At 34.4% G+C, this 21631-nt stretch carries 24 protein-coding genes; all 24 read left to right on the top strand.

The window, feature by feature from the left end; all coding sequences use genetic code 11:
* Position 1: 1 nt before the first annotated feature.
* The 24 genes from pgsA (at position 2) to I0Q91_RS11300 (ending at position 21583) form a co-directional block, all read left to right on the top strand.
* Positions 2-544, top strand: a complete 543-nt coding sequence (gene pgsA, locus I0Q91_RS11415; RefSeq protein WP_345790984.1) for a CDP-diacylglycerol--glycerol-3-phosphate 3-phosphatidyltransferase — start codon at positions 2-4, stop codon at positions 542-544.
* A gap of 2 nt (positions 545-546) precedes the next feature.
* Positions 547-987: a phosphatidylglycerophosphatase A family protein gene (locus I0Q91_RS11410; protein ID WP_270454678.1), complete on the top strand. Its 441-nt coding sequence runs from the start codon at positions 547-549 to the stop codon at positions 985-987.
* Between the two features lie 29 nt (positions 988-1016).
* A complete protein-coding gene (locus tag I0Q91_RS11405; protein WP_270454677.1) occupies positions 1017-2252 on the top strand; it encodes a competence/damage-inducible protein A in 1236 nt (411 codons plus the stop codon).
* Complete coding sequence (locus tag I0Q91_RS11400) at positions 2249-3466, top strand: tetratricopeptide repeat protein (RefSeq protein WP_270454675.1); 1218 nt, start codon at positions 2249-2251, stop codon at positions 3464-3466. Before I0Q91_RS11405 ends, I0Q91_RS11400 begins: the two co-directional genes overlap by 4 nt.
* Positions 3467-3487: 21 nt before the next feature.
* Positions 3488-4051, top strand: a complete 564-nt coding sequence (thpR, locus tag I0Q91_RS11395) for an RNA 2',3'-cyclic phosphodiesterase (protein ID WP_270454674.1) — start codon at positions 3488-3490, stop codon at positions 4049-4051.
* An 85-nt stretch (positions 4052-4136) separates the two neighbouring features.
* A complete protein-coding gene (gene recA / locus I0Q91_RS11390) occupies positions 4137-5189 on the top strand; it encodes a recombinase RecA (protein WP_270454673.1) in 1053 nt (350 codons plus the stop codon).
* Positions 5173-5655 carry a regulatory protein RecX gene (locus I0Q91_RS11385; protein WP_270454672.1) on the top strand — a complete coding sequence of 161 codons (483 nt, stop codon included), beginning with the start codon at positions 5173-5175 and terminating at the stop codon, positions 5653-5655. Before recA ends, I0Q91_RS11385 begins: the two co-directional genes overlap by 17 nt.
* A 153-nt stretch (positions 5656-5808) precedes the next feature.
* Positions 5809-7347, top strand: coding sequence for a ribonuclease Y (gene rny, locus I0Q91_RS11380; RefSeq protein WP_427854504.1), 1539 nt, complete (start codon positions 5809-5811; stop codon positions 7345-7347).
* 69 nt (positions 7348-7416) lie between these two features.
* Positions 7417-8181, top strand: a complete 765-nt coding sequence (locus tag I0Q91_RS11375) for a TIGR00282 family metallophosphoesterase (RefSeq protein ID WP_270454670.1) — start codon at positions 7417-7419, stop codon at positions 8179-8181.
* Positions 8182-8193: 12 nt separating this feature from the next.
* Positions 8194-9018, top strand: coding sequence for a PHP domain-containing protein (locus I0Q91_RS11370; protein WP_270454669.1), 825 nt, complete (start codon positions 8194-8196; stop codon positions 9016-9018).
* A gap of 158 nt (positions 9019-9176) precedes the next feature.
* On the top strand, positions 9177-10487 hold the full coding sequence (rsxC, locus tag I0Q91_RS11365) for an electron transport complex subunit RsxC (RefSeq protein WP_270454668.1): 1311 nt from the start codon (positions 9177-9179) through the stop codon (positions 10485-10487).
* Between the two features lie 20 nt (positions 10488-10507).
* Positions 10508-14269, top strand: coding sequence for an RnfABCDGE type electron transport complex subunit D (locus I0Q91_RS11360; RefSeq protein WP_270454667.1), 3762 nt, complete (start codon positions 10508-10510; stop codon positions 14267-14269).
* 28 nt (positions 14270-14297) lie between these two features.
* Complete coding sequence (locus tag I0Q91_RS11355; protein ID WP_270454666.1) at positions 14298-14891, top strand: Rnf-Nqr domain containing protein; 594 nt, start codon at positions 14298-14300, stop codon at positions 14889-14891.
* On the top strand, positions 14884-15438 hold the full coding sequence (locus tag I0Q91_RS11350) for an Rnf-Nqr domain containing protein (protein ID WP_270454665.1): 555 nt from the start codon (positions 14884-14886) through the stop codon (positions 15436-15438). Before I0Q91_RS11355 ends, I0Q91_RS11350 begins: the two co-directional genes overlap by 8 nt.
* Positions 15439-15452: 14 nt before the next feature.
* Positions 15453-16013: a Na+/H+ antiporter subunit E gene (locus tag I0Q91_RS11345; RefSeq protein ID WP_270454664.1), complete on the top strand. Its 561-nt coding sequence runs from the start codon at positions 15453-15455 to the stop codon at positions 16011-16013.
* Entirely contained in the window at positions 16003-16269 is a 267-nt protein-coding gene (locus I0Q91_RS11340) for an MrpF/PhaF family protein (RefSeq protein WP_270454663.1), read from the top strand. Before I0Q91_RS11345 ends, I0Q91_RS11340 begins: the two co-directional genes overlap by 11 nt.
* A gap of 22 nt (positions 16270-16291) precedes the next feature.
* On the top strand, positions 16292-16624 hold the full coding sequence (gene mnhG / locus I0Q91_RS11335) for a monovalent cation/H(+) antiporter subunit G (protein WP_270454662.1): 333 nt from the start codon (positions 16292-16294) through the stop codon (positions 16622-16624).
* Complete coding sequence (locus I0Q91_RS11330; RefSeq protein ID WP_270454660.1) at positions 16617-16859, top strand: hydrogenase subunit MbhD domain-containing protein; 243 nt, start codon at positions 16617-16619, stop codon at positions 16857-16859. Before mnhG ends, I0Q91_RS11330 begins: the two co-directional genes overlap by 8 nt.
* Complete coding sequence (gene mbhE, locus I0Q91_RS11325; protein WP_270454659.1) at positions 16856-17158, top strand: hydrogen gas-evolving membrane-bound hydrogenase subunit E; 303 nt, start codon at positions 16856-16858, stop codon at positions 17156-17158. Before I0Q91_RS11330 ends, mbhE begins: the two co-directional genes overlap by 4 nt.
* Positions 17148-17579: an MnhB domain-containing protein gene (locus I0Q91_RS11320; protein WP_270454658.1), complete on the top strand. Its 432-nt coding sequence runs from the start codon at positions 17148-17150 to the stop codon at positions 17577-17579. The genes mbhE and I0Q91_RS11320 overlap by 11 nt, the downstream gene beginning before the upstream one ends.
* 23 nt (positions 17580-17602) lie before the next feature.
* The gene (locus I0Q91_RS11315) at positions 17603-17947 is read left to right on the top strand and encodes a sodium:proton antiporter (protein WP_427854503.1); all 345 of its coding nucleotides are present in this window, start codon (positions 17603-17605) and stop codon (positions 17945-17947) included.
* Entirely contained in the window at positions 17941-19425 is a 1485-nt protein-coding gene (locus I0Q91_RS11310; RefSeq protein WP_270454656.1) for a complex I subunit 5 family protein, read from the top strand. Before I0Q91_RS11315 ends, I0Q91_RS11310 begins: the two co-directional genes overlap by 7 nt.
* A gap of 41 nt (positions 19426-19466) precedes the next feature.
* Positions 19467-19895, top strand: a complete 429-nt coding sequence (locus I0Q91_RS11305) for a hypothetical protein (RefSeq protein ID WP_270454655.1) — start codon at positions 19467-19469, stop codon at positions 19893-19895.
* The gene (locus I0Q91_RS11300) at positions 19895-21583 is read left to right on the top strand and encodes a complex I subunit 5 family protein (protein ID WP_270454654.1); all 1689 of its coding nucleotides are present in this window, start codon (positions 19895-19897) and stop codon (positions 21581-21583) included. Before I0Q91_RS11305 ends, I0Q91_RS11300 begins: the two co-directional genes overlap by 1 nt.
* Positions 21584-21631 lie beyond the last annotated feature (48 nt).

The raw sequence follows: 21631 nt of genomic DNA, 5'->3' as shown, positions 1-21631 counted from the left end.
TATGAATATGCCAAATAAGTTAACTTTAGCCAGGATTATTTTAATTCCGGTCTTTGTTTTCTTTTTATTAATGCGGGCGAGGTTGCCTTTTGTGGCTTCCTGGATTTCTTTTGTCGTTTTTGTTGTTGCAAGTCTGACTGATGCTGCCGATGGATATCTGGCCAGACGGAGTAATCAGGTTACTAATTTTGGCAAGATTGCTGATCCTTTAGCTGATAAGCTTTTAGTTTCATCTGCCCTGATTGGTTTTGTTAGCCTGAATTTAATTTCTCCCTGGCCGGTTATTATTATTATTGGCCGGGAATTTGCTGTAACTGGTCTGAGGGTGATTGCTGCCAGCGAAGGCATTATTATTTCTGCCAGTATCTGGGGTAAATTAAAGACTGTTACCCAGATTGTTGCTGTGCTCGCCTTTTTAGTCTATCCAGAGATTATTCCACTCCCTGGATATCTACCGCTGATTTTAATCTGGCTAGCTGCTCTGATTACATTTTATTCAGGCTACAGGTATTTTGCTGATGCAGACCTGGAGTGGGAGCTGTAATTATGGGCATTATGGAGAGAATTAATTATTTTTTTGCAACAGGTTTTATGGTTGGAAGAATTAAATATATGCCTGGCACCTTTGGTTCCCTGGTTGGGCTGGGGCTACTGGCCTTATTCCCAATTTTAAGAAGCTGGCCGGCTATTATAATAACGGTAATTGTCGGGACTTTGATCTGTCAGCAGGAAGAAAATAGGACAGGTATTAAAGATAATCAGGAGATAGTAATTGATGAAATTGCTGGAGTTTTTATTACTTTTGCTTTTATGAATCCGTATAATTTTGTCCATTATCTAACTGGCTTTCTTCTTTTTAGAGTCTTTGATATTTTTAAGCCTGGTCCGATTGATTATGTTCAGGATTTTAAAGGTGGGACTGGAGTTATGTTAGATGATATTGTTGCCGGTTTGATAAGTGGAATTATTTTGTTTTTTGTATTTTAATTTTAAGATGATAGGTGTTGATTTATAAGATGGATGATATTGCTGTTTTATCTGTTGGTGATGAATTATTATTTGGCGAGATAGATAATACCAATGCCAGCTGGATTGCTGAGAGGCTGTTTGATAATGGCTGTCAGGTCAATGAGATTATTACAGTTCCAGATAAGGTAGATGTGATTGCCAGTAAAGTGGAGAGGTTGTTATCTGAATATAAAAATATTATTATAACCGGAGGTTTAGGACCTACCCAGGATGATATTACCAGAGATGGTGTTGCCAGGGCTACCGGCCAGGAGCTTATCTATCGCCCTGAACTGGCTGATAATATTAAGTCTTTCTTTAATGAGATTGGCAAAGAAGTTACTGAGAATAATTACAGACAGGCTTATCTTCCAGCAGATGCTGAGCCGATTTTGAATGAAGAAGGGACTGCTCCAGGCTTTTATCTTGTTGCTGAAGGGAGTAATATTTTTGTTTTACCTGGGGTTCCAGTTGAGATGAAAAGGATGATTGATAATTTTGTACTTGACAGGGTCTGTCAGCCCAGGCAGAAAAATAGTTATGATCTTACTTTAAGAGTTGCAGGTATTGGTGAGGCTGCCCTGGAAGATAGAATTAAAGATATAATTAATCGTTCAGAGGGAATTGCTTTTAGATTTCTGCCCCATGGAGGCGAGATTTCTATTAAATTAAGCTTAAGGCCAGGTTTTGATCCTGATAATTTTGCAAAAGTAGTTGCAGAAATCAAAGAGGAATTAGGATATTATATTTATGGTGAAGGTGATAAAAGTCTGGCTGGTGTTGTTTCAGATTTATTAAGGGAAAATAATTTTAGTCTGGCCCTGGCTGAGTCCTGTACAGGCGGATTAATTGCCAAACGCTTGACTGATATTCCAGGTGCCTCGGATTTCTTTAAAGGCGGGGTTATTGTATATAGCAATGCAAGTAAAGTTAGATTATTAGGACTTGCAGAGGAGATTCTTGAGAAAGAAGGGGCTGTCAGTAGACTGGCAGCTGACCAGATGGCTACCGGGGTAAAAGAATTATTTGATGCTGATTTTGGTGTATCTGTGACCGGTATTGCCGGGCCAGGTGGCGGTACTGATGAGAAACCTGTTGGTCTGGTTTATTCAACTATCTGCTCTAACTCCTGTGAATTCCAGGAGAGATGGAGTTTTTCTGGCGACCGAAAAAAAGTTAGATGGTATGCTTCTCAGTATATTTTAAATAAATTAAGACTGGCAATTCTGGAGGCGATTAAATGAAGAGAATAATTTTTAGTTTGGGATTGATTTTTGTGCTGGCAATTGCCAGTACTGCTAGTGCTCAGAATTATGAAATTAGTGAGGGGATAAATTCTTTTTATACCGGTGAATATGAAATGGCTGAGGAGACTTTTTATCAGATTCTTGATGGAGATATTAGTAGTACAGAAAAGTATACAGTCTATAGTTATTTGGTAAAAAGTAAATTAAGAAATAGGAAATTATCTGTTGCTGAAGATTTAATTGACGAACTTGATGAATTAGGCTATCATAATGCTGAACTTTACTGGCTTTTGGCTGAACAGTTTTTGAATTTAGAGGGCCGGTATGATAGTGCTCAGTTTGATCTTGCTAAGGAATATATTGAAAAGGCAAGGGATTTTGGCTTTTATGGATTTGATCAGCAAAAGGGCCATGCCCAGGCTGAATTAGGTTTAAATAATTATCAGGCAGTTAAGGATATACTGGAGCCATTGAGAAATGAATTATCAAGGCCGTCTAGTTTTGGAGCTCTGGCTAGAGCGTACAAAGAACTTGATGAGTCAGGAAATGCTATTGATTTATATGAGAGGCTTATAGTTTTAGAACCTGATAATGCAGGGGCTCATCTGGACCTTGGGAACCTATATATAGGAGAGGAAAATTATAGCGAGGCGATTGAAGTTCTTGAATTAGGACTTGATAGATCTCCAGAAGTAAATAGTTTGAAATTTGCTCTTGGCAGGGCTTATAAAGCAACTGGAGAATATGAACTGGCTATTGAGCAGTTTAATCATGTTATTAATAGAAACCGGCATAATTATGAAGCCCATTATCAACTTGGTGTGATTTATTATGAACAGGGTGAAGTTGAGCGGGCTACAGAGAGTTTGGAATCTGCTATTAGATATAATAATGAATATGTTACTGGTTATCTAAAATTAGGGGAAATATATTTAGAAGAAGATAATCATTATAGAGCTGTATCCTATTTTAGTAATGCAATTGAGATAAACCCTGATTATGCTTTAAGTTATTATTATTTAGGTAAAGCTTATTTTGAATTGGAAATGTATCAGGCTGCCCAGACTGAGTTAGTTAAGGCTTTAAGGAGACAACCTAATTTAGAAAGGGCTTCTGAATTATTGGATGAGATAGATGGAATCGTTTCTGGAATGACTGAAGAAGAGTTAGACGAGGTCTTTGATGAGGAGATTGATGTAGAAATAGAATAATAAAAAGGCAAGGTGGTATATTTGAGATTATTTATTGCTGTGCCTCTATCTGAGAAAACAAGGAATGAAATAAGTTTATGGCAGCAGGAAATTGCTGATAAGACAGCTGGCAAGATAAAGTTTGTTAAGCCAGAAAATCTTCATATAACTTTAAAATTTATTGGCGATACTGAAGAAGAGAAGAGGGAAAAAATAATTTCTGTACTGGATTCTTTAGAGGATAGAAATAGTTTTAAATCTGATATTCAGACTGTATCGGCTTTTCCAGGCATGAAAAACCCAAAGGTTTTAGTTGCTAAATTAATTAAGAATAAGGAAATATTGCAGGAAATAAATTCGAGGCTGGAAGATAAATTATTGAAATTAGGTTTTGAAAAAGAAAATAGGTATTTTATTCCCCATATTACTCTGGCCAGAACAAAAAATAAATATGGCCGTGAATCTCTTGCTGATTGGTTTACCAGTAATGAAAGAGCTAAATTTGATGAAATTTCCTTTAAAATAAATAAAATTTGTTTATTTCAGAGTATCTTAAAATCGGATGGCCCTATTTATAAGGAAAAATTTTGTAAAATGTATAAATAAAGGCTTGACCTTTTTAAACAAATGTTCTATAATGAGAATAGAATATACGAATGCTAGATAAATTTGGAAAAGGAGAGTGATTTTGTTGGCCCAGAGTGAAAAGGAAAAGGCTTTAGATAGTGCTGTTAAAAGAATTGAGAAACAATTTGGTGAAGGGGCAATAATGAGGCTTGGTGATTCAAGTTCTCTAGATGTTGAGGTCATACCGACTGGTTGTTTGCCTCTGGATCTGGCTTTAGGGGTTGGTGGCATTCCTCGAGGAAGAATAGTTGAGCTTTATGGTAATGAATCTTCAGGTAAGACTACCCTTGGTTTACACATTATAGCGGAAGCTCAAAAGTTAGGAGGGATTGCAGCATTTATTGATGCTGAACATGCTTTAGATCCAAGATATGCTCAAAATTTAGGGGTTAATATAGATAACTTATTAATATCACAGCCAAATAATGGAGAAGAAGCACTTGAAATCACTGAAGCTTTAATAAGAAGTAATGCAGTTGATTTAGTTATTCTTGATTCTGTTGCTGCCCTTGTACCCCAGGCTGAACTTGAAGGTGAGATGGGGGACTCTCATGTTGGACTTCAGGCTAGATTGATGTCACAGGCAATGAGAAAGCTATCCGGGGCGATTAGTGATTCAAAGACTGCCTGTGTTTTTATTAATCAGATAAGAGAGAAAGTAGGAGTAATGTTCGGTAATCCTGAAGTTACTCCAGGCGGAAGGGCTTTAAAATTTTATTCATCTGTCAGGATTGAGATTAGAAGATCTCAAACTATAAAAGATGGCAAAGATATAATTGGGTCCCATGCCAGGGCTAAAGTTGTTAAAAATAAGGTGGCAGCTCCTTTCAGGCAGGCTGAGTTTGATATTATGTATGGTACCGGGATATCTCGATCAGGATCTTTAATTGATATTGGTGAAGAGACTGGGATAGTTGATAGAGCTGGAGCCTGGTATTCTTATGGTGAGACTAGATTAGGTCAGGGGAGAGAGAATTCCAAGCAGTTCTTACATGAGAATCCTGAAATTATGGAAGAGATCGAAAATAAGATTAGAGTTGCAGTTGGTCTTGCTGATGAAGAAGATTTCGAGGATATAGATTTTGATTCTGAAGAATCTAATGAAGATGAAGAATAAAGAAGAACAATCAGAAATAAGAAATAAAGTTTTTAAGTATCTTGCTAGAAGAGAACACTCCAGATATGAGTTATATAAGAAACTAAATAGGAAAGATTATGATAGAAATAATATAAATCAGATTCTGGATGAGCTCGAGGGCAAAGATTATATTAATGATGAAAGATTTGCCAGGAGTTGGATTAAAAGCCGATTGAGACTTAAACCTAGAGGGCCGAGACTTATAAAAAAAGAACTGGCTCAAAAAGGGGTTTCTAAATCTTTACAGGATAGATTGATATTTGAACTTGTTACTGAAGAGAAAGAACTTGAAATGGCTGAAAAATTAAGCAGAAAATGGCTTAAGAAAAAAAGAGATAATGAAAATCTGGATAAAAAATTGTATAGATATTTAAGTAACAAGGGTTTTAGTGGCAACATTTCCATGACTATATTGGATAATTTTAGAGAAAAAAATTTGTTATAATTTTTAAAGATAGCCTATTACCGGTCTTTTTAGGTCGTTAATAGGTTTTATCTATCTTGACACTTGACCTAAAAAGGTATAAAATATTAACAGATACCTTAAAATCAAGGGATTATCTGATATAAATAAAATATAGTTATGGAGGTGAAGAAAATTAACTTTGTAGCAATTATACCTGTTGTAATCGCAATTTTAGCTGGCCTTTTTGCTGGCTATTTGGTTAGAAAATATATTGCTGAAGCAAGAATTCAATCAGCTGAAAAAGAAGCAGAAAAAATTAAAGAAGATGCTCGAAGAGAAGCTGAATCAGTAAAGAAAGAAATGGTATTAGAAGCCAAAGAAGAAGCCCATAAGCTAAAAGAAGAAGCTGATAGGGAAAATCAGGCAAGAAGATCTGAGCTTCAAAAGTTAGAAAATCGTTTAATGAAACGGGAAGAAAATTTAGATAAGAAATCTGAAAATCTTGAAGTCAAAGAGTCTGAGTTAAAAAAACAGGAAACGAGACTTGAGGAAAAAGAAGATGAACTTGATGAAAAAATTAAAAAGCAGACAGAAAAATTAGAGCAGATTGCTGGTATGAATCAGCCAGAAGCTAGAGAATATCTTCTTCAACAGATGGAGGAAGAGTTAGAGCTTGAGTTCTCCCGTAAAATAAAGGAGAAAGAGGCTGAATTAAGAGAGGAATCTGGTAAAAAAGCTCGAGAGATTATATCCACTGCAATTCAAAGATATGCTGCTGATCATGTCGCAGAGACTACTGTATCAGTTGTTAATCTTCCCAACGATGAGATGAAGGGTAGAATAATCGGTCGAGAAGGAAGAAATATCAGGACATTGGAAAGCTTAACCGGTATTGATCTAATAATTGATGATACTCCTGAGGCTGTTGTTATTTCTGGTTTTGATCCTATGCGGAGAGAAGTTGCCAGGATAGCTTTAGAGAAATTAATTGAAGATGGAAGAATTCATCCAGCCAGAATTGAAGAGATGGTTGAAAAAGCTGAAGAAGAATTAGAGAACCATATTCGTGAGATTGGTGAGGAGTTAACCTTTGATACTGGAGTCCACGGACTTCATAAAGAGGTTGTAAAATATTTAGGTAGATTAAAGTTTAGAACCAGTTATGGACAAAATGTTTTACAGCATTCCAAGGAAGTGGCTCATTTATCTGCTATTATGGCAGCTGAATTAGGTGCTGATGTTAATGTTGCTAAGAGAGCTGGATTATTACATGATCTAGGAAAAGCTATTGATCATGAAGTTGAAGGTCCTCATATCGATATCGGTGTTGATCTTGCCAGGAAATATGGTGAGAGTGAGAAAGTCCTTCATGGTATTGAAGCTCATCACGGAGATGTTGAATTTCAATCAGTTGAAGCTGTTTTAGTAGCAGCAGCTGATGCAATTTCAGCAGCCCGTCCTGGAGCTAGAAAAGAAACTTTAGAGTCATATATTAAACGTTTAGAGGAGCTTGAAGATCTTGGTAAATCATTTGATGGTGTTAATAATGCCTATGCAATTCAGGCAGGCCGTGAGATAAGAGTTATTGTTGAATCAGATAAAATTAATGATTCTCAGGCCAGTAAAATTAGTAGAGATCTTTCTAAGAAGATTGAGGATAATTTAGATTATCCTGGACAGATTAAAGTTGTTGTCATTAGAGAGAGCCGTAACGTTGAATATGCAAAATAATAACTGTAAATACTAAACTCAACTGGGGCTCCCTGTGAGCCCCTTTTTTTATTAATGAGGAGATGAAAAATGAAGTTTTTATTTATTGGAGATATTGTTGGTAGAGCAGGCAGGAGAGCGGTAAGAGAAATAATGCCTGATCTAGTTAAAGAACATAATATAGATTTAGTCGTTGCCAATGGAGAGAATGCTGCTGGTGGTTTTGGATTAAATAAAAAGGTTGCAGAAGAGTTGTTTGAGTATGGGATCGATATATTAACTATGGGTAATCATACCTGGAAGAATAAAGGGATTTTTAAGTTTGTTGATCAGGAACCTAGAATTGTTAGACCTTTAAATTTTGCCCCTGGTGTTCCTGGAAGAGGATACAGTAGTTTTTTGAAAAATGGCAGGAGAATAACTGTTGTTAATTTAATTGGTCAGATATATATTGGCCCTCACGATTCTCCATTTAGAATAATTAGAGATCAATTGGATACTTTAAAAAGAGAATCTGATATCATAATTGTAGATTTTCATGCTGAAGCAACCGGGGAAAAGGGAGCAATGGGTTATTATCTTGATGGCAAGGTTGATTGTGTATATGGGACACATACCCATGTCCAGACTAATGATGCTAAAATATTGCCTAAGGGGACAGCATTTATATCAGATTTAGGTTTGACTGGTGCAGTTGATTCGATTCTGGGTATGAAATCTGAACCTATCGTTAAGAAGCATTTGACTGGCTTACACACTAAATTTGAAGTTGGTACAGGAACTGTCCAACTTGCCGGGGCGATATATGATCATAAAGAAAATACTATTTTTCCTGTTAGAATAAATGATGCTTAAGGGGATTTTAAAATGGTAGCTGATTTGCATCTTCACACTATTGCATCTGATGGCAATATTAATGCAGAAAAGACTCTGGAAATTGCTTATAAAAGAGGTCTTGATTATATATCGATTACAGACCATGATTCAGTAGATGCATTAGATGACGCATTATCTTTATCTGAAAATTTTAAAGTTAAAGTGATTCCAGGGATTGAAATCAATTCAGATTATTTTGATACTGAAGTTCATGTACTGGGTTATTTCATTGATCATAAATCACCTGCCTTATTATATTTATTGGAAAATATAAAGTCCAGTAGAAGAAGTCGGGCAGAAAAGATGATAGAAAAATTAAATGACCTATTAGGTATAAATTTAAATATGGTAGAATTGAATGAATTAGTAGATGGAGAAATTATTACGCGATCTCATATTGCAGGTTTATTAAAAAAGAACAATATTGTAAAAAACAATGATGAGGCATTTGATAAATATATAGGTTCAAAAGCTCCTGCCTATGTTAAAAGAGATTATATTACTCCAGAAGGGGCTATTAAAGTAATTAAAGATGCTGGTGGTATTGCTGTGCTAGCTCATCCTGGTCGGATAGCTTATGATGGCTTTAGTTTCAGAGATCTTTTGGATTTTAATTTTGATGGGGTTGAGGTTTTTTATCCAGCCCATTCCCATCAGGAAGAAAAGAGTTTTTTAAAAGTTTGTCTTGAAAGGGATTTAATAGTTACAGGTGGTTCAGACAATCATGGTCCAGGTCAGGGTCATAAGAACTTGATAGGTAAAGTTAGATTACCAAAAAGATTTTTAAATGACTTAATAAATAGGTATAAATCTTGACATGAAATTTTATATCTGTTAAAATTGTCGTGAGTGTAATTTTTTATATTATATATATAATAGTTATTTTTGGCCAGTTGTGTTACAAAAATAACAACACATTTTAATTGATTAATTGGTTGGTATATAATGATTTGATATTTTTTGGAGGTGTAAATGTGAAAGATTTAAAAAAGTTTCCGATCGGTGGTATTCATCTTCCTGAAGAGAAGCACCTTACTACTGATCTTCCGATTGAGAGAATTGATTTTCCAGATTCAGTTACAATTCCAGTTCAGATGCATATCGGAGCTCCCTGCAAACCTATAGTTGAAGAGGGGCAGGAAGTTCAAAGAGGTGAATTGATTGCTGAAAATAAAGAAGCTCTTTCAGCTAATATTCATGCAAGTATTTCTGGAATTTACAGGGGTATAGTTCAAAGGCCTGGTCCTGATGGCTCTCAACTTGATTGTATGTTAATTGAAAATACAGGTCAGGACAATAAAGAAGTATTATTAGAAAGAGATTATGATCCTTCTGAAATTAAGAAGGAAAATCTTGTTGATATTGTTAAGAGGGCAGGAGTAGTTGGTCTTGGTGGTGCCTGTTTTCCAACCCATGTAAAACTTGACCCGCCACCTGATAAACCAATTGATACCATTATATTAAATGGTGCAGAGTGTGAACCATATTTAACTGTAGATGATCGTTTGATGAGAGAGAAGACTCATGTATTATATCAGGGGTTAAATCTTATTTGTGAAGCAGTCGGTGCTGAAAGAGGTATTGTGGCCAGTGAAATCAATAAACCGGAAGCTGTTCAGGCAATTAAAGAAGAGGCTAAAAATTGGGATAACTTAGAAGGTGTTCCTCTGGATACCAGGTATCCTCATGGTGCTGAAAAGCATTTAATAAAAGCAGTGCTTGACCGTGAAGTTCCTAGAAGAGGACTGCCAATGGATGTAGGTATAATTGTAAATAATATTCAAACAGTGATTAAAATTGCTGAAGCATATTATCAGGGGCATACCCTTATTGACAGAGTTTTGACTGCCAGTGGTAAAGGTTTGAAAGAACAAAAGAATTTACTGGTTCCATTTGGAACTTCTGCAGGTGATATTATAGAATACTGTGGAGGCATAACAACTTCTGATTATCATACTGTTATGGGAGGTCCAATGACAGGTAAACAGATAACATCATTTGATGTTCCTGTTGCAAAAGGAACTTCTGGTCTAGTTGTATTATCTCCTGATGAATATAGTGATGCAGAAAAGAGAGTCTGCATTAGATGTGGTAAATGTGTGGATGTCTGTCCAATGTATTTACCTCCAAATAGAATTACAGCATTTGTAAATAATGAAATGTATCAGGAAGCTGAAATTGCTGGTTTAAATGATTGTATAGAATGCGGAGCATGTGCATTTGTATGTCCTTCAAAAAGGCCATTGCTGCGCTGGATTCAAAAAGGAAAAGCTAAGTCTAATTAATATTTCGGAGGTGAAAGGTTTTGTCAAATTCATTTAATTACTCTGGACCACATATAAAACAGTTAGATACAATAGAAAAAACGATGTGGAATGTTGTAATTGCTTTAGTTCCAGCAATTATTGCATCAGTTTATTTTTTCGGAACATATTCTTTATATTTAATAGGAGCAGCAGCTTTAACATGTGTTGTTGTCGAGATTCCTTTTCATAAAAAATTAACTGGAGGTAAGCGGTTAATTGGTGATGGGAGTGCAGTTGTAACTGGTGTTATTTTAGGTTTATCATTACCACCTGCTTCCCCCTGGTGGATTCCTATCGTCGGTGGTGCTTTATCTATAATAATTGGTAAGCAATTATTTGGGGGACTTGGAAATAATATTTTTAACCCTGCTTTAGTTGGTAGAGCTATACTTGCAATTTCCTGGCCAGTTTATATGACTCACTGGGTTACTCCATTTGACGGAGTAACAACTTCAACTCCTTTAGCAGCTGCAAGTGCTTCTTCAGACTATCTAAACCTATTTATAGGTAATATGCCTGGTAGTATTGGAGAAACCTCTGCACTAGCATTATTGATAGGAGCATTTTATCTATATAAAAGAGGTTATTTAGATTTAAGAATTTCTATACCCTATGTTGCTGCTTCAGCAGTAACTGCTTTAATTTTTGGAGTCGATCCATTATTTACTATATTAGCAGGTTCAATTATATTTGGTGCCTTCTTTATAGCTACAGATATGGTTAGCTCTCCATCTACAAAAAGTGGTAGAGTTGCCTATGGTATAGGTTGCGGAATTTTAACAGTTGTAATAAGGGTATTTACAGCCTATCCAGAAGGTGTTACTTTTGCAATATTAATAATGAATGGATTTTCTCATTTATTTGACACTGTATTAGAGGGCTACATCTTTGGACAGGTGTATAAGAAGAAGAAAAAGGCGATGCAGGTAGGTGTAGTTGTTGTTGCATCAATTATATTTGCTGTTGTTGCATATGCAGGTATAGTTTTTACTGATACTGAGTTTTTGGAACAGCATCACCGTGTCTTTAATGAGCATATGGATAGCTTCTTCCCAAGAGCAGAGAAATTTAATATGCTTGAAGATTTAAATAAAGATAGATTACTTGCTGAAGTAATTGAAGATGACGAGCGGATTGGGTTTTTAGCATATGTAAGTAGAATTGGGTATAGTGGCGAAATTGAAAATATGGTTGCAATTAATCCTGAAGGAGAAGTTATTGGTAGCAGGATTATTGAGCATAATGAAAGTGCTACTCTTGGAGCCCAGGTTGCCCAACCAGGCTTTTTAGAACAGTTTGAAGGTTTAAGACGTTCTGATTTGACACCAACTATGGGAGCAAACTTTGATTTAGATGTAATTACAAATGCAACTTTATCATCTATTGCAGTTGCTCAGACTGTTGAAAGTGCATTAGAACTCGTTGAAAGACAGCTTGAGGGACCAGAATTTGATTATTTTGATATTCCTAATGGCTGGTATTATGGAACTGGTAGCGGTATGTGGGGAGATGTAGAAGCCCAGGTTAAGATTGAAGAAGGTTTTTTACATGAAGTTAATATTTTAAGACATAGAGATACTCCTCATGTCGCCAGAAGTGCCTTTGAGAGACTGGAAAATAGGGTTGTTAGAGCTCAAAGCACTGATGTTGATGTGATTTCTGGTTCTACAATGAGCAGTCGTGGAATGCTTTCTGCTGTTGATGATGCCCTTGCTGGTGAAAGAGTTGAAGTATATACTACTGGATTTGAAATGCCTGATGGCGTTTATACAGGAAGAGCAGAAGGTATGATTGGTGAGATAGTTGTAGAAATAACAGTTGAAAATAATGAGCTGATTGATATAAGATTAGTAGATCATCAAGAGACAACTTATTTAGCAGATCCTGCTTTTGAAATGTTAAAAGAGAGAGTTCTTAATGAGCAGACTACTGATGTTGATATGGTTTCCGGAGCAACAATGACTAGTCGTGGGTTTCTGGCAGCTATAGGTGAAGCTGTATTAAGTATTGAAGATGAATTTGTTATACCTGTTGATGATGGTACTTACACAGGTATAGGTGATGGTTATAATGATGAAATAGAGATAGAAATAGAGATTGCTGATGGACAGATTGCTGATATCAGAGTTATAGATCATTCAGATACAGCTGATATTGCCGAGCCTGCTTTTGAAGATTTAAGAGAGCTAGTTATTGACAGGCAGACAACTTCAGTTGATCATGTAACTGGTGCAACTTATTCAAGTCAGGGCTTCTTACAGGCTATTGAAGATGCATTAGGTGTAGAGAGACCTGATTATGAAGATGGCACTTACACAGCAACTGCCGAAGGGTATAATGATGATATTGAGATAGAAGTTGTTATAACTGATGGAGCTATTGAGTCAATAGAAATTATAAGTCATTCTGAGACAGAAAATATAGCTGAGCCTGCCTTTGATGAATTAATTGAAGCAGCTATATCAGCCCAGTCAGCTAATATAGATACAATTTCTGGTGCGACTGGAAGTAGTGCAGGTTTTATAGAAGCGCTGGAACAAATTCTCCAGGATGCCGGTGCTGAAGAGGTTGATGAAGAGCCTGAAGAAGAACCGGATGAGCCTGAAGAAGCAGCTGAAGTTTTAGAAGGTAGAGCTGAAGGCTATGGTGGAGAATTAATTGTTGAGGTAAGTTTAGATGATGCAGGAGAGATAATTGCTATTGATATAATAGACCATTCAGAATCTGATGGAATTTCAGATCCTGCATTTGATCAAGTACCAGCTGCAATAATTGAAAGCCAGAGTACAGAGGTTGATGTTGCTTCAGGAGCAACAGAGACAAGTGAGGCTATAATGGCAGCAGTTGCAGATGCTCTAGAAGATGAAATAGATGAAGAGGATGAAGTTGAAGCTGATTATGAAGATGGCACTTATACTGCAACTGGTGAAGGCTATATGGATGATATCGAGATTGAAGTTGTAATAACAGATGGAGCGATAGAATCTATTGAGATATTAAGTCATGATGAAACAGATAGTATAGCTGAGCCTGCCTTTGATGAATTAATTGAAGCAGCTATATCAGCCCAGTCAGCTAATATAGATACAATTTCTGGTGCGACTGGAAGTAGTGCAGGTTTTATAGAAGCGCTGGAACAAATTCTCCAGGATGCCGGTGCTGAAGAGGTTGATGAAGAGCCTGAAGAAGAACCGGATGAGCCTGAAGAAGCAGCTGAAGTTTTAGAAGGTAGAGCTGAAGGCTATGGTGGAGAATTAATTGTTGAGGTAAGTTTAGATGATGCAGGAGAGATAATTGCTATTGATATAACAGACCATTCAGAATCTGATGGAATTTCAGATCCTGCATTTGATCAAGTACCAGCTGCAATAATTGAAAGCCAGAGTACAGAGGTTGATGTTGCTTCAGGAGCAACAGAGACAAGTGAGGCTATAATGGCAGCAGTTGCAGATGCTCTAGAAGATGAAATAGATGAAGAGGATGAAGTTGAAGCTGATTATGAAGATGGCACTTATACTGCAACTGCTGAAGGTTATAATGATGATATCGAGATAGAAGTTGTTATAACTGATGGAGCTATTGAGTCAATAGAGATTATAAGTCATTCTGAGACAGAAAATATAGCGGAACCTGCTTTTGATGAATTAATTGAAGCAGCTATATCAGCCCAGTCAGCAGATATAGATACAATCTCTGGTGCAACTGGAACTAGTGCAGGCTTTATAGAGGCGCTGGAGAGTGTTTTAAATGAAGCTAACTAATAATAAAAAAGAAAGGCGGGATTACTAGATGCCTAAATTTAATAATATATTTGAGCAGGTCGTTTTATTAGGCCTGCTCCCCATTCTGGGAGGAAGCAGAAATATTCAAACAGCAGTTGTTGTTACAGTTGTTTTAATATTAATTTCTTTAATTTCAAGAGCTGTTTCAAAGCTAGTAAATGTGGAGTTATTGGCTGATGCCCATTGGATTGTTTATTCAGCCTTTGGTGTATCTTTTAGTTATATAGCTTATTTGCTAACTGCTTATTTATATCCAGGAGTGTATCAACATTCTGGATTATATATTCTCTTAATAGGTGTTACACCACTAACATATTATGGTTGCAAGGATAATGTATCTTTGTCTCAGCTATGGAAAAGAATAAATATATTCTTTATAACTATAATAGCAGTTGCATTTCTAAGAGAACTATTTGGTTTTGGATCTATTTTAGGTTATGAATTGTATGATATTGGCTTTGCTCCCTTAAGTGCACTTGGAGGTTCTGCAGGTGGATTTATTTTCCTTGGAGTCGTCTGGATCTTATTTAGATTGTTATTGAGTTTAGATAAAGTTGATGCAAATTTATTTGCATTAGAAGGGGGCGAAAGTAATGAATGAAACATTTGGTTTATTTCTTGAGAATATTTTGCCTGTAAATTTAGTATTAATATATTCTTTAGGTGTTTTAGTCTCTCTTGTGGAAACAGATAGAGTTAGACCATCTCTGGTAAAAGGAGTAAAATTTGCTTTTGCAATCTTATTTGCAGGTATTTTTGGATGGGTTATTGTAGATTCGATAGGAATTGAATTTGAATTCCTTGCTGCCTGGGTGTTTTTCCTGGTTTCTTTAGGAGCTATAATTGTTTTACAATATCTTGGAGAGCTTAAAGGTGACTACTATGGAATGCCTAAATTATTTATCTTTATGCCAGCTTTATTAGGGTTTCAATGGATTATTTTAGAAAGGAACCTTGTTTTTACTGAAATGATGGTTACTGCATTTGCCAATGCAATTGGATTCTATATTGCGTTTGTTCTTATTGCTACATTAAAAGAACAGATGAGGATTTCTGAAGCAAGTGATATATTTAAGCTGGCTCCTGCTATTTTAATTGGATTAGGAATAGCAGCTATGGGAGTTTCTGGGTTTTTATTCTTATATTAGAAGAGGGATAATAAATGGAGAGAGTACTGCTTTCTTTAAGAAGAAATATTGCAGTTTTAGGTAGTTATCTCCAGAGAAAAGTAAGACTAAGATGGGCTGCTGCTTTAATCATCTTCTGGATTATTTTAACAGGAAGTTTTGATTGGCAGCAGCTCTTTATTGGTGTTTTATTTTCTTTTTTGATAACTACATACTGGGGACATTTTATGTTAAGTGATATACAGGCATTTTTAGTGACTAGAAAAAATATTTTAAAATTATTTCATTATTTTTATAGATTTTTAATTGAGATGGTATTAGCAAATATTGATGTAGCTAAAATTGTACTATCGCCTAAAATGCCTATTGAACCTACTTTTATTTGCATTAGATTAAAGCCTAAAAAGAAAATAAGCAGGGTTCTGTATGCTAATACTATTACTCTGACTCCAGGGACTATAAGTGTTTATATGGTTGATGATGAATTAGTAATTCATGCATTGACAAGTGATGCTGCCCACAATGTATCTGGATGGTATATGGAGGATTTAATGTGTGGGATAGAAGAAAAGGGGATTGATAGTTATGACCAATAATATTTTGATATTTGCCAGCCTACTTTTAAGTATTTTAATATTTCTATCTTTAATTAGAGGGATTATAGGTCCATCATCATTGGATAGAATTATTGTTATTAATGTGATAGGAACTAAGACAGTTTCTATAATGGTGTTATTTGCAATTATATTTTCAGAGTATTACTTTGTTGATATTGCCCTGGTATATGCTTTAATTAGTTTTATTGCCAGTATTTCAGTTGCTAAGTACCTGGAAAAAGGAAGTGTTTCATGATTAAGAAAATGGTGATTATATTATGATAGTTATTGAAGTGATCTCTTATATTTCTATTTTTACTGGTGTCTTTTTCTTTGCAGTTGGTACTATTGGATTATTAAGAATGCCTGACGTTTATACCAGAATGCATGCAAGTACTAAATGCGACACCCTTGGTGTTAGTCTGGTTATGTTTGGTTTAATCTTGTTAAATGGAATTTCGATATTTTCTTTAAAATTATTTGTTTTAGTTTTATTTATCTGGGTGACAAATCCAACTGCTTCTCATGCTATAGCGCTGGCAGCTTTTGAAACCAGGGAAATTTCTGATAGTTATGTTCCCTTTAGCAGGGAGGAAGAAAATTATGATTAATATATTTCATTTTGTATTAATATTGACACTTATAGTTGTAGTTATATCTGTTGCTAAAATCAAGGATTTATTAAGTGCCGTTATATTATTTGCTGTATATAACTTAATTATGTCATTACTCTGGCAGCAGATGAGAGCGCCAGATGTTGCTATAACTGAAGCAGCTTTAGGAGCTGGCGTGACTACTGTTTTGCTTGTTGCTGCTATTAGTAAAACAGGGAGGCTGGAAAAATGAAGCATTTAATTGCTATTGTTTTATTAGTTACTTTAGGATTTGGAATATATTCAGTTGTAATGGATATGCCTACATTTGGTGATCCTGATAATCCAGGTAATAAGCTTTCACAAACTGAGATTGTAAATAGGGCTGTGGAAGAGACTGGTTCTCAAAATGTAGTTTCATCTATTATTACTGATTATCGTGCTTTTGATACATTATTAGAAACGACTGTATTATTTGCTGCTATAGCTGGAATTTTTGCAACTCTAATAGATAACAATAGAGAATCTGGAGATGTTAAGGATGAAATTTAGGGATACAATTGTAAGCATTATAACAAGGTTTATGTTGCCATTTATAACTCTATTTGGACTTTATTTAATAGTACATGTTCATATATCTCCAGGTGGGGGTTTTTCTGGTGGAACTGTTGTCGGGGCAGGCTTTGTTTTATTATCATTAACCTATGGAATTTCAATGCAGGAAAGGAAATTCTCTCATAGAACTTCTACATTAATTGAGAGTGGTGGGGCATTAGTTTATATATTTTTTGGAATAGTTGCCTTTTTTTATGGGCAACCATTTTTAAGCAACTTGCCGATTTTTCCTGCTGGTGATCCTGGCAGATTATTTAGTGGTGGTTTTATAGCATTTTTAAATATTGCTATTGGAGTAAAGGTAGCAAGTACAATTGTTGCTTTATTCGATAGTCTTGGTGGTGAAGATTTACATTGATAGATATCTTTATTCATCCCAATATGTATTACTTTGCTTCTATTGTTTTGTTTTTAATTGGATTTTATATTCTGCTCACTCATCCAAATTTAATTAAGAAGGTTATTGGTTTAAATGTTATGGATAGTGCTATTTTCTTCTTTTTTGTTGCAGTCGGTTTTGTTGCTGATGGAGGTTCTCCAATTGTAGAGGGCAGTCAGGATGCTTTAACTGTGAATCCAGTACCCAGTGGTTTAATGCTGACAGGAATAGTTGTTTCTGTAAGTGTAACAGCATTTGCATTAGCAATTATTATTAAAGTGTATCAGCATTATGGCACAATAAATGTTGAAGAGATTTATGTTGTTAGGAGTGAAAGGGAATGTTAGGAGTCCATCCAGGTATTTTAATTATGCTGGTTTTATTGATATCGGCATTTATCAGCCCTGTTTTAGATCAATTTAAATTTAAAAAGTTTTCATTTTTGGCTACTTTTGTTTCGGGAATAGTATTTGTACTTTCAGTCTTAGTGATTTTTAGGGTTAATTCAATAGGAGTGGAGTATTATAATTTTGGAGGTTGGACTCCTGATAAAGGAATAGAATTTGTTTTTAGTGAATTAGAAGCTTTGATATTGTTGCTTGTATCAGGTATGTTTTTTATTATTTATTTATATAACCAGAAAAAGATAAGAGAAGAAATAAGCGAACATCTAAGAGGATGGTATTTTACACTGGCCTTTATGCTTCAAGCATCTTTAATTGGATTAATTTTAACAAATGACTTATTTAATATGTTTGTCTTTATTGAAATATCAGCTTTAACTACAGTTGCGATTATTTCTATAAATGAAAATAAAGATACAGTCTTTGCTAGTATTAAATATCTGTTTTTAACAGCTGTTGGTTCTTCTTCTGTTTTATTTTCTACCGGTTTAATATATTTATTAACAGGTTATTTGAATATGGAACTAGCCGGTATGGAGTTAATGGAAGTTGCTGGAATGTATCCGGCAGCAACCAGTATGGCTATGCTATTTATGTTTTTTGGCTTAGCAATGAAATCTGCTTTATTTCCATTGCATATCTGGCTTCCAGATGCTTATTACTCTGCCCCTACAATATCCACAGCTATTATGGCAGGTTTAGTTGGTAAGGCATATATAGTTGTTTTTATTAAAGTATTTTATAGAGTATTACCTTTAAGTTTCTTCGAGCAGACTAATATGTCTGAAATAGCTATAGTTATGGCTGGTATGGCTATTATAATTGGCTCATTATTTGCAATAAGCCAGACAAAAATCAAGAGGATGCTGGCTTATTCAAGTGTCGCTCAAATTGGTTATATATTTTTAGGAATAACTCTGGCTACTGAAAGTAGCATTACTGGTGGATTTTTACATATAGTAAATCACTCAATCATTAAAACATTATTATTTTTAACTGTTGGAGTTATAATCATATATACCGGGGCTGAGAATATTGTTGATTTTAAAGGTATAGGTAAAAAATATCCTCTAACTATGGGTTTATTTGCTCTGTCAGCCTTAGCGATGATTGGAATACCACCTTTAAATGGCTTTATTAGTAAATGGACAATTGCAATAGGAACTATTGAAGCTGAAAAACCTTTATATTTAATTATAATTATCTTAAGTTCATTGTTGAATGCTGTTTATTATTTACCTATAATAATTCAAGCATTTTTTGGAGGCGATGATGATTTAGAATATGACTGGGAATTTAAAAGGCTTGGTTTTAAAATCATTTTACCTATGTTAACATTAGGGGTCTTGATTTTAATTATTGGAATATTTCCGGCTAAGCCAATAAATTATATAAATAGGATAGTTTCTATTTTGATTTAGTGGATTACTTTTAATATTAAATTTCAAGAGGAGGAAGTTTCATGGGGGTTGGTTTTACAATAGAAAGTATTCTTTTATTGACGCTATTAACACCTTTTATTGCTACAATATTTATTTATTTTTTTAAAGATGATGAAGATAAAAGAATTGACTTTCTAATTGGAGCTACATTTATAGTTTTTTTACAGACTTTATTTATTATTTATTTAAAATCTGATACAGGCTTTCTCAGTTATAATTTAGTGAATATTATGGATAGAGGTCTTTATCTTGCTGTAACTAGAATGGATTCTATCTTTGCTATCTTAATAACTGGAATCTGGTTTTTATCTACTGTCTATGCTAAAAAGTATATGGCAGGAGATAAGTTTCAGAATCGCTTTTATTTTGGCTGGTTAATAACCTTAGGCGGAACACTGGGGACGATCTTTAGTGGTGACCTTTTTACATTATTTGTTTTTTTGAAATAATGTCAATTACTTCATATCTTTTAATAGTTCATAACCAGGATAAAGAAGCATTAAATGCAGCTAAAATATATTTATATATGGCAGTTATTGGTGGGCTGGCTATATTAATGGGTGTATTTCTTGTATATAACCAGGCTGGCACAATTGTATTTACAGAAATTGCTGATAATATAGATTTATCAGGAAGAGTTGGGTATTTTATAGGTTTTTCTTTGCTTTTAGGTTTTGGTGTAAAAGCAGGTATGTTTCCAGTTCATATATGGTTACCCCTTGCTCATCCTGTTGCCCCAACTCCTGCTAGCGCCTTGCTTTCTGGTATAATGATTAAAACAGGGATATATGGTATTATTGTAACATTTAATTATGTTATTTCCCCTGGGGTTCCAGCAAATCAACAGTTATTAGAATTTTTTGGTCAACTAATTATTGTCCTTGGAGCTATAACAATGTTTATAGGAGCTTTTTTAGCTGTTTTTCAGGATAATATGAAAACAATTCTTGCTTATAGCAGTGTAAGTCAAATTGGTTTTATTTTAACAGGAATAGGTTCTGCTGCTTATCTTGGCATGGCCGGGAGTATTGGAATGGAATCGGCTATGTATCATGTTATTAGCCATGCCCTTTTTAAAAGCAGCCTATTTATGATAGTTGGATATATTTATTTAAAGACTCATGATTTAAATATTTATAATCATGGTGGTTTATGGAAGAAGATGCCATTAACTATGGGAGCTTTTCTAACAGGCATGTTTGGAATCATTGGTTTAGTAGGTTTTAATGGATTTATTAGTAAAAATCTATTGCATGAAGCTATTTATGAGGCATATAAGTTAGATTATAATATAATTATTAATTATTCAGAAATAATCTTTACCATAACCAGTTCTATAACTGTATTATATTTTTGTAAATTGTTTTATTATTTATTTTTAGGAAAAGAAGCTAAAGCAAGTAAAAGGATTAATAATAAGGAGTATTCATTAACTGGCATGTTACCATTTGGTATTATTTCAGTTTTGATTTTATTAACTGGAATCATACCAGAATCAATTTATCTTAGATTTGTTGAGTTGTCTGGACCTGGCTTTAATTATTCAGGTGGCCTAAATATTCTTGATATTAATATATTTTCTATGTATTTTATTTCAGCATCTTTTAAGGCTATTGGGATAGGTATAATAGTATTTCTTATGTTTAAGCAGTTTAATATCTATAAGAAAAGTTTGCCTGGAAAATTAAGTATGCAGTATTTAGTTTTTAATCCCCTTTATAAAATATTGATTTTTGTAAGTGAGTTATTATTATTAGTTTTTGATAGAAATACTGACATTTCAAAAGTGAATTCTCCTAATATATTATTTAAAATTAGCGGTTTATTTAAAAATATTATTAATAAATCAGAAGGGGAAGAAAATAGTAGATGGTTAAAATTCTTAAAAAGAATTTATTTGCAGCTAGCTAAAATAAATATTATTTTAGGATTTAGGAAAGAGGAAACTGCTAAAGATAGAATTGAAGAAGCGAAAAAAACAATTGAGAATATAAATAGTTTTGAGGATTTAACCTGTTATATTTATGCTGGAAGATATGAAGGAGTTTTTTGGGATATAAAAAATTTAGGTTTTGATTTATATTTAGCTTTATTTGTTCTTGTAATTTTAATTATTTTATTAAAACCTGGTCTTTAGAGAGATAAAGTAGTGATAGTGGTATTCTGATTTAATATAGCCATATTT

This window comes from Halonatronomonas betaini (genome assembly GCF_015666175.1).
Taxonomy (GTDB): Bacteria; Bacillota; Halanaerobiia; order Halanaerobiales; family Halarsenatibacteraceae; genus Halonatronomonas; species Halonatronomonas betaini.
The sequence above is the reverse complement of the archived record's forward strand: the minus strand, read 5'-3'. Positions and strand labels throughout refer to the sequence as shown.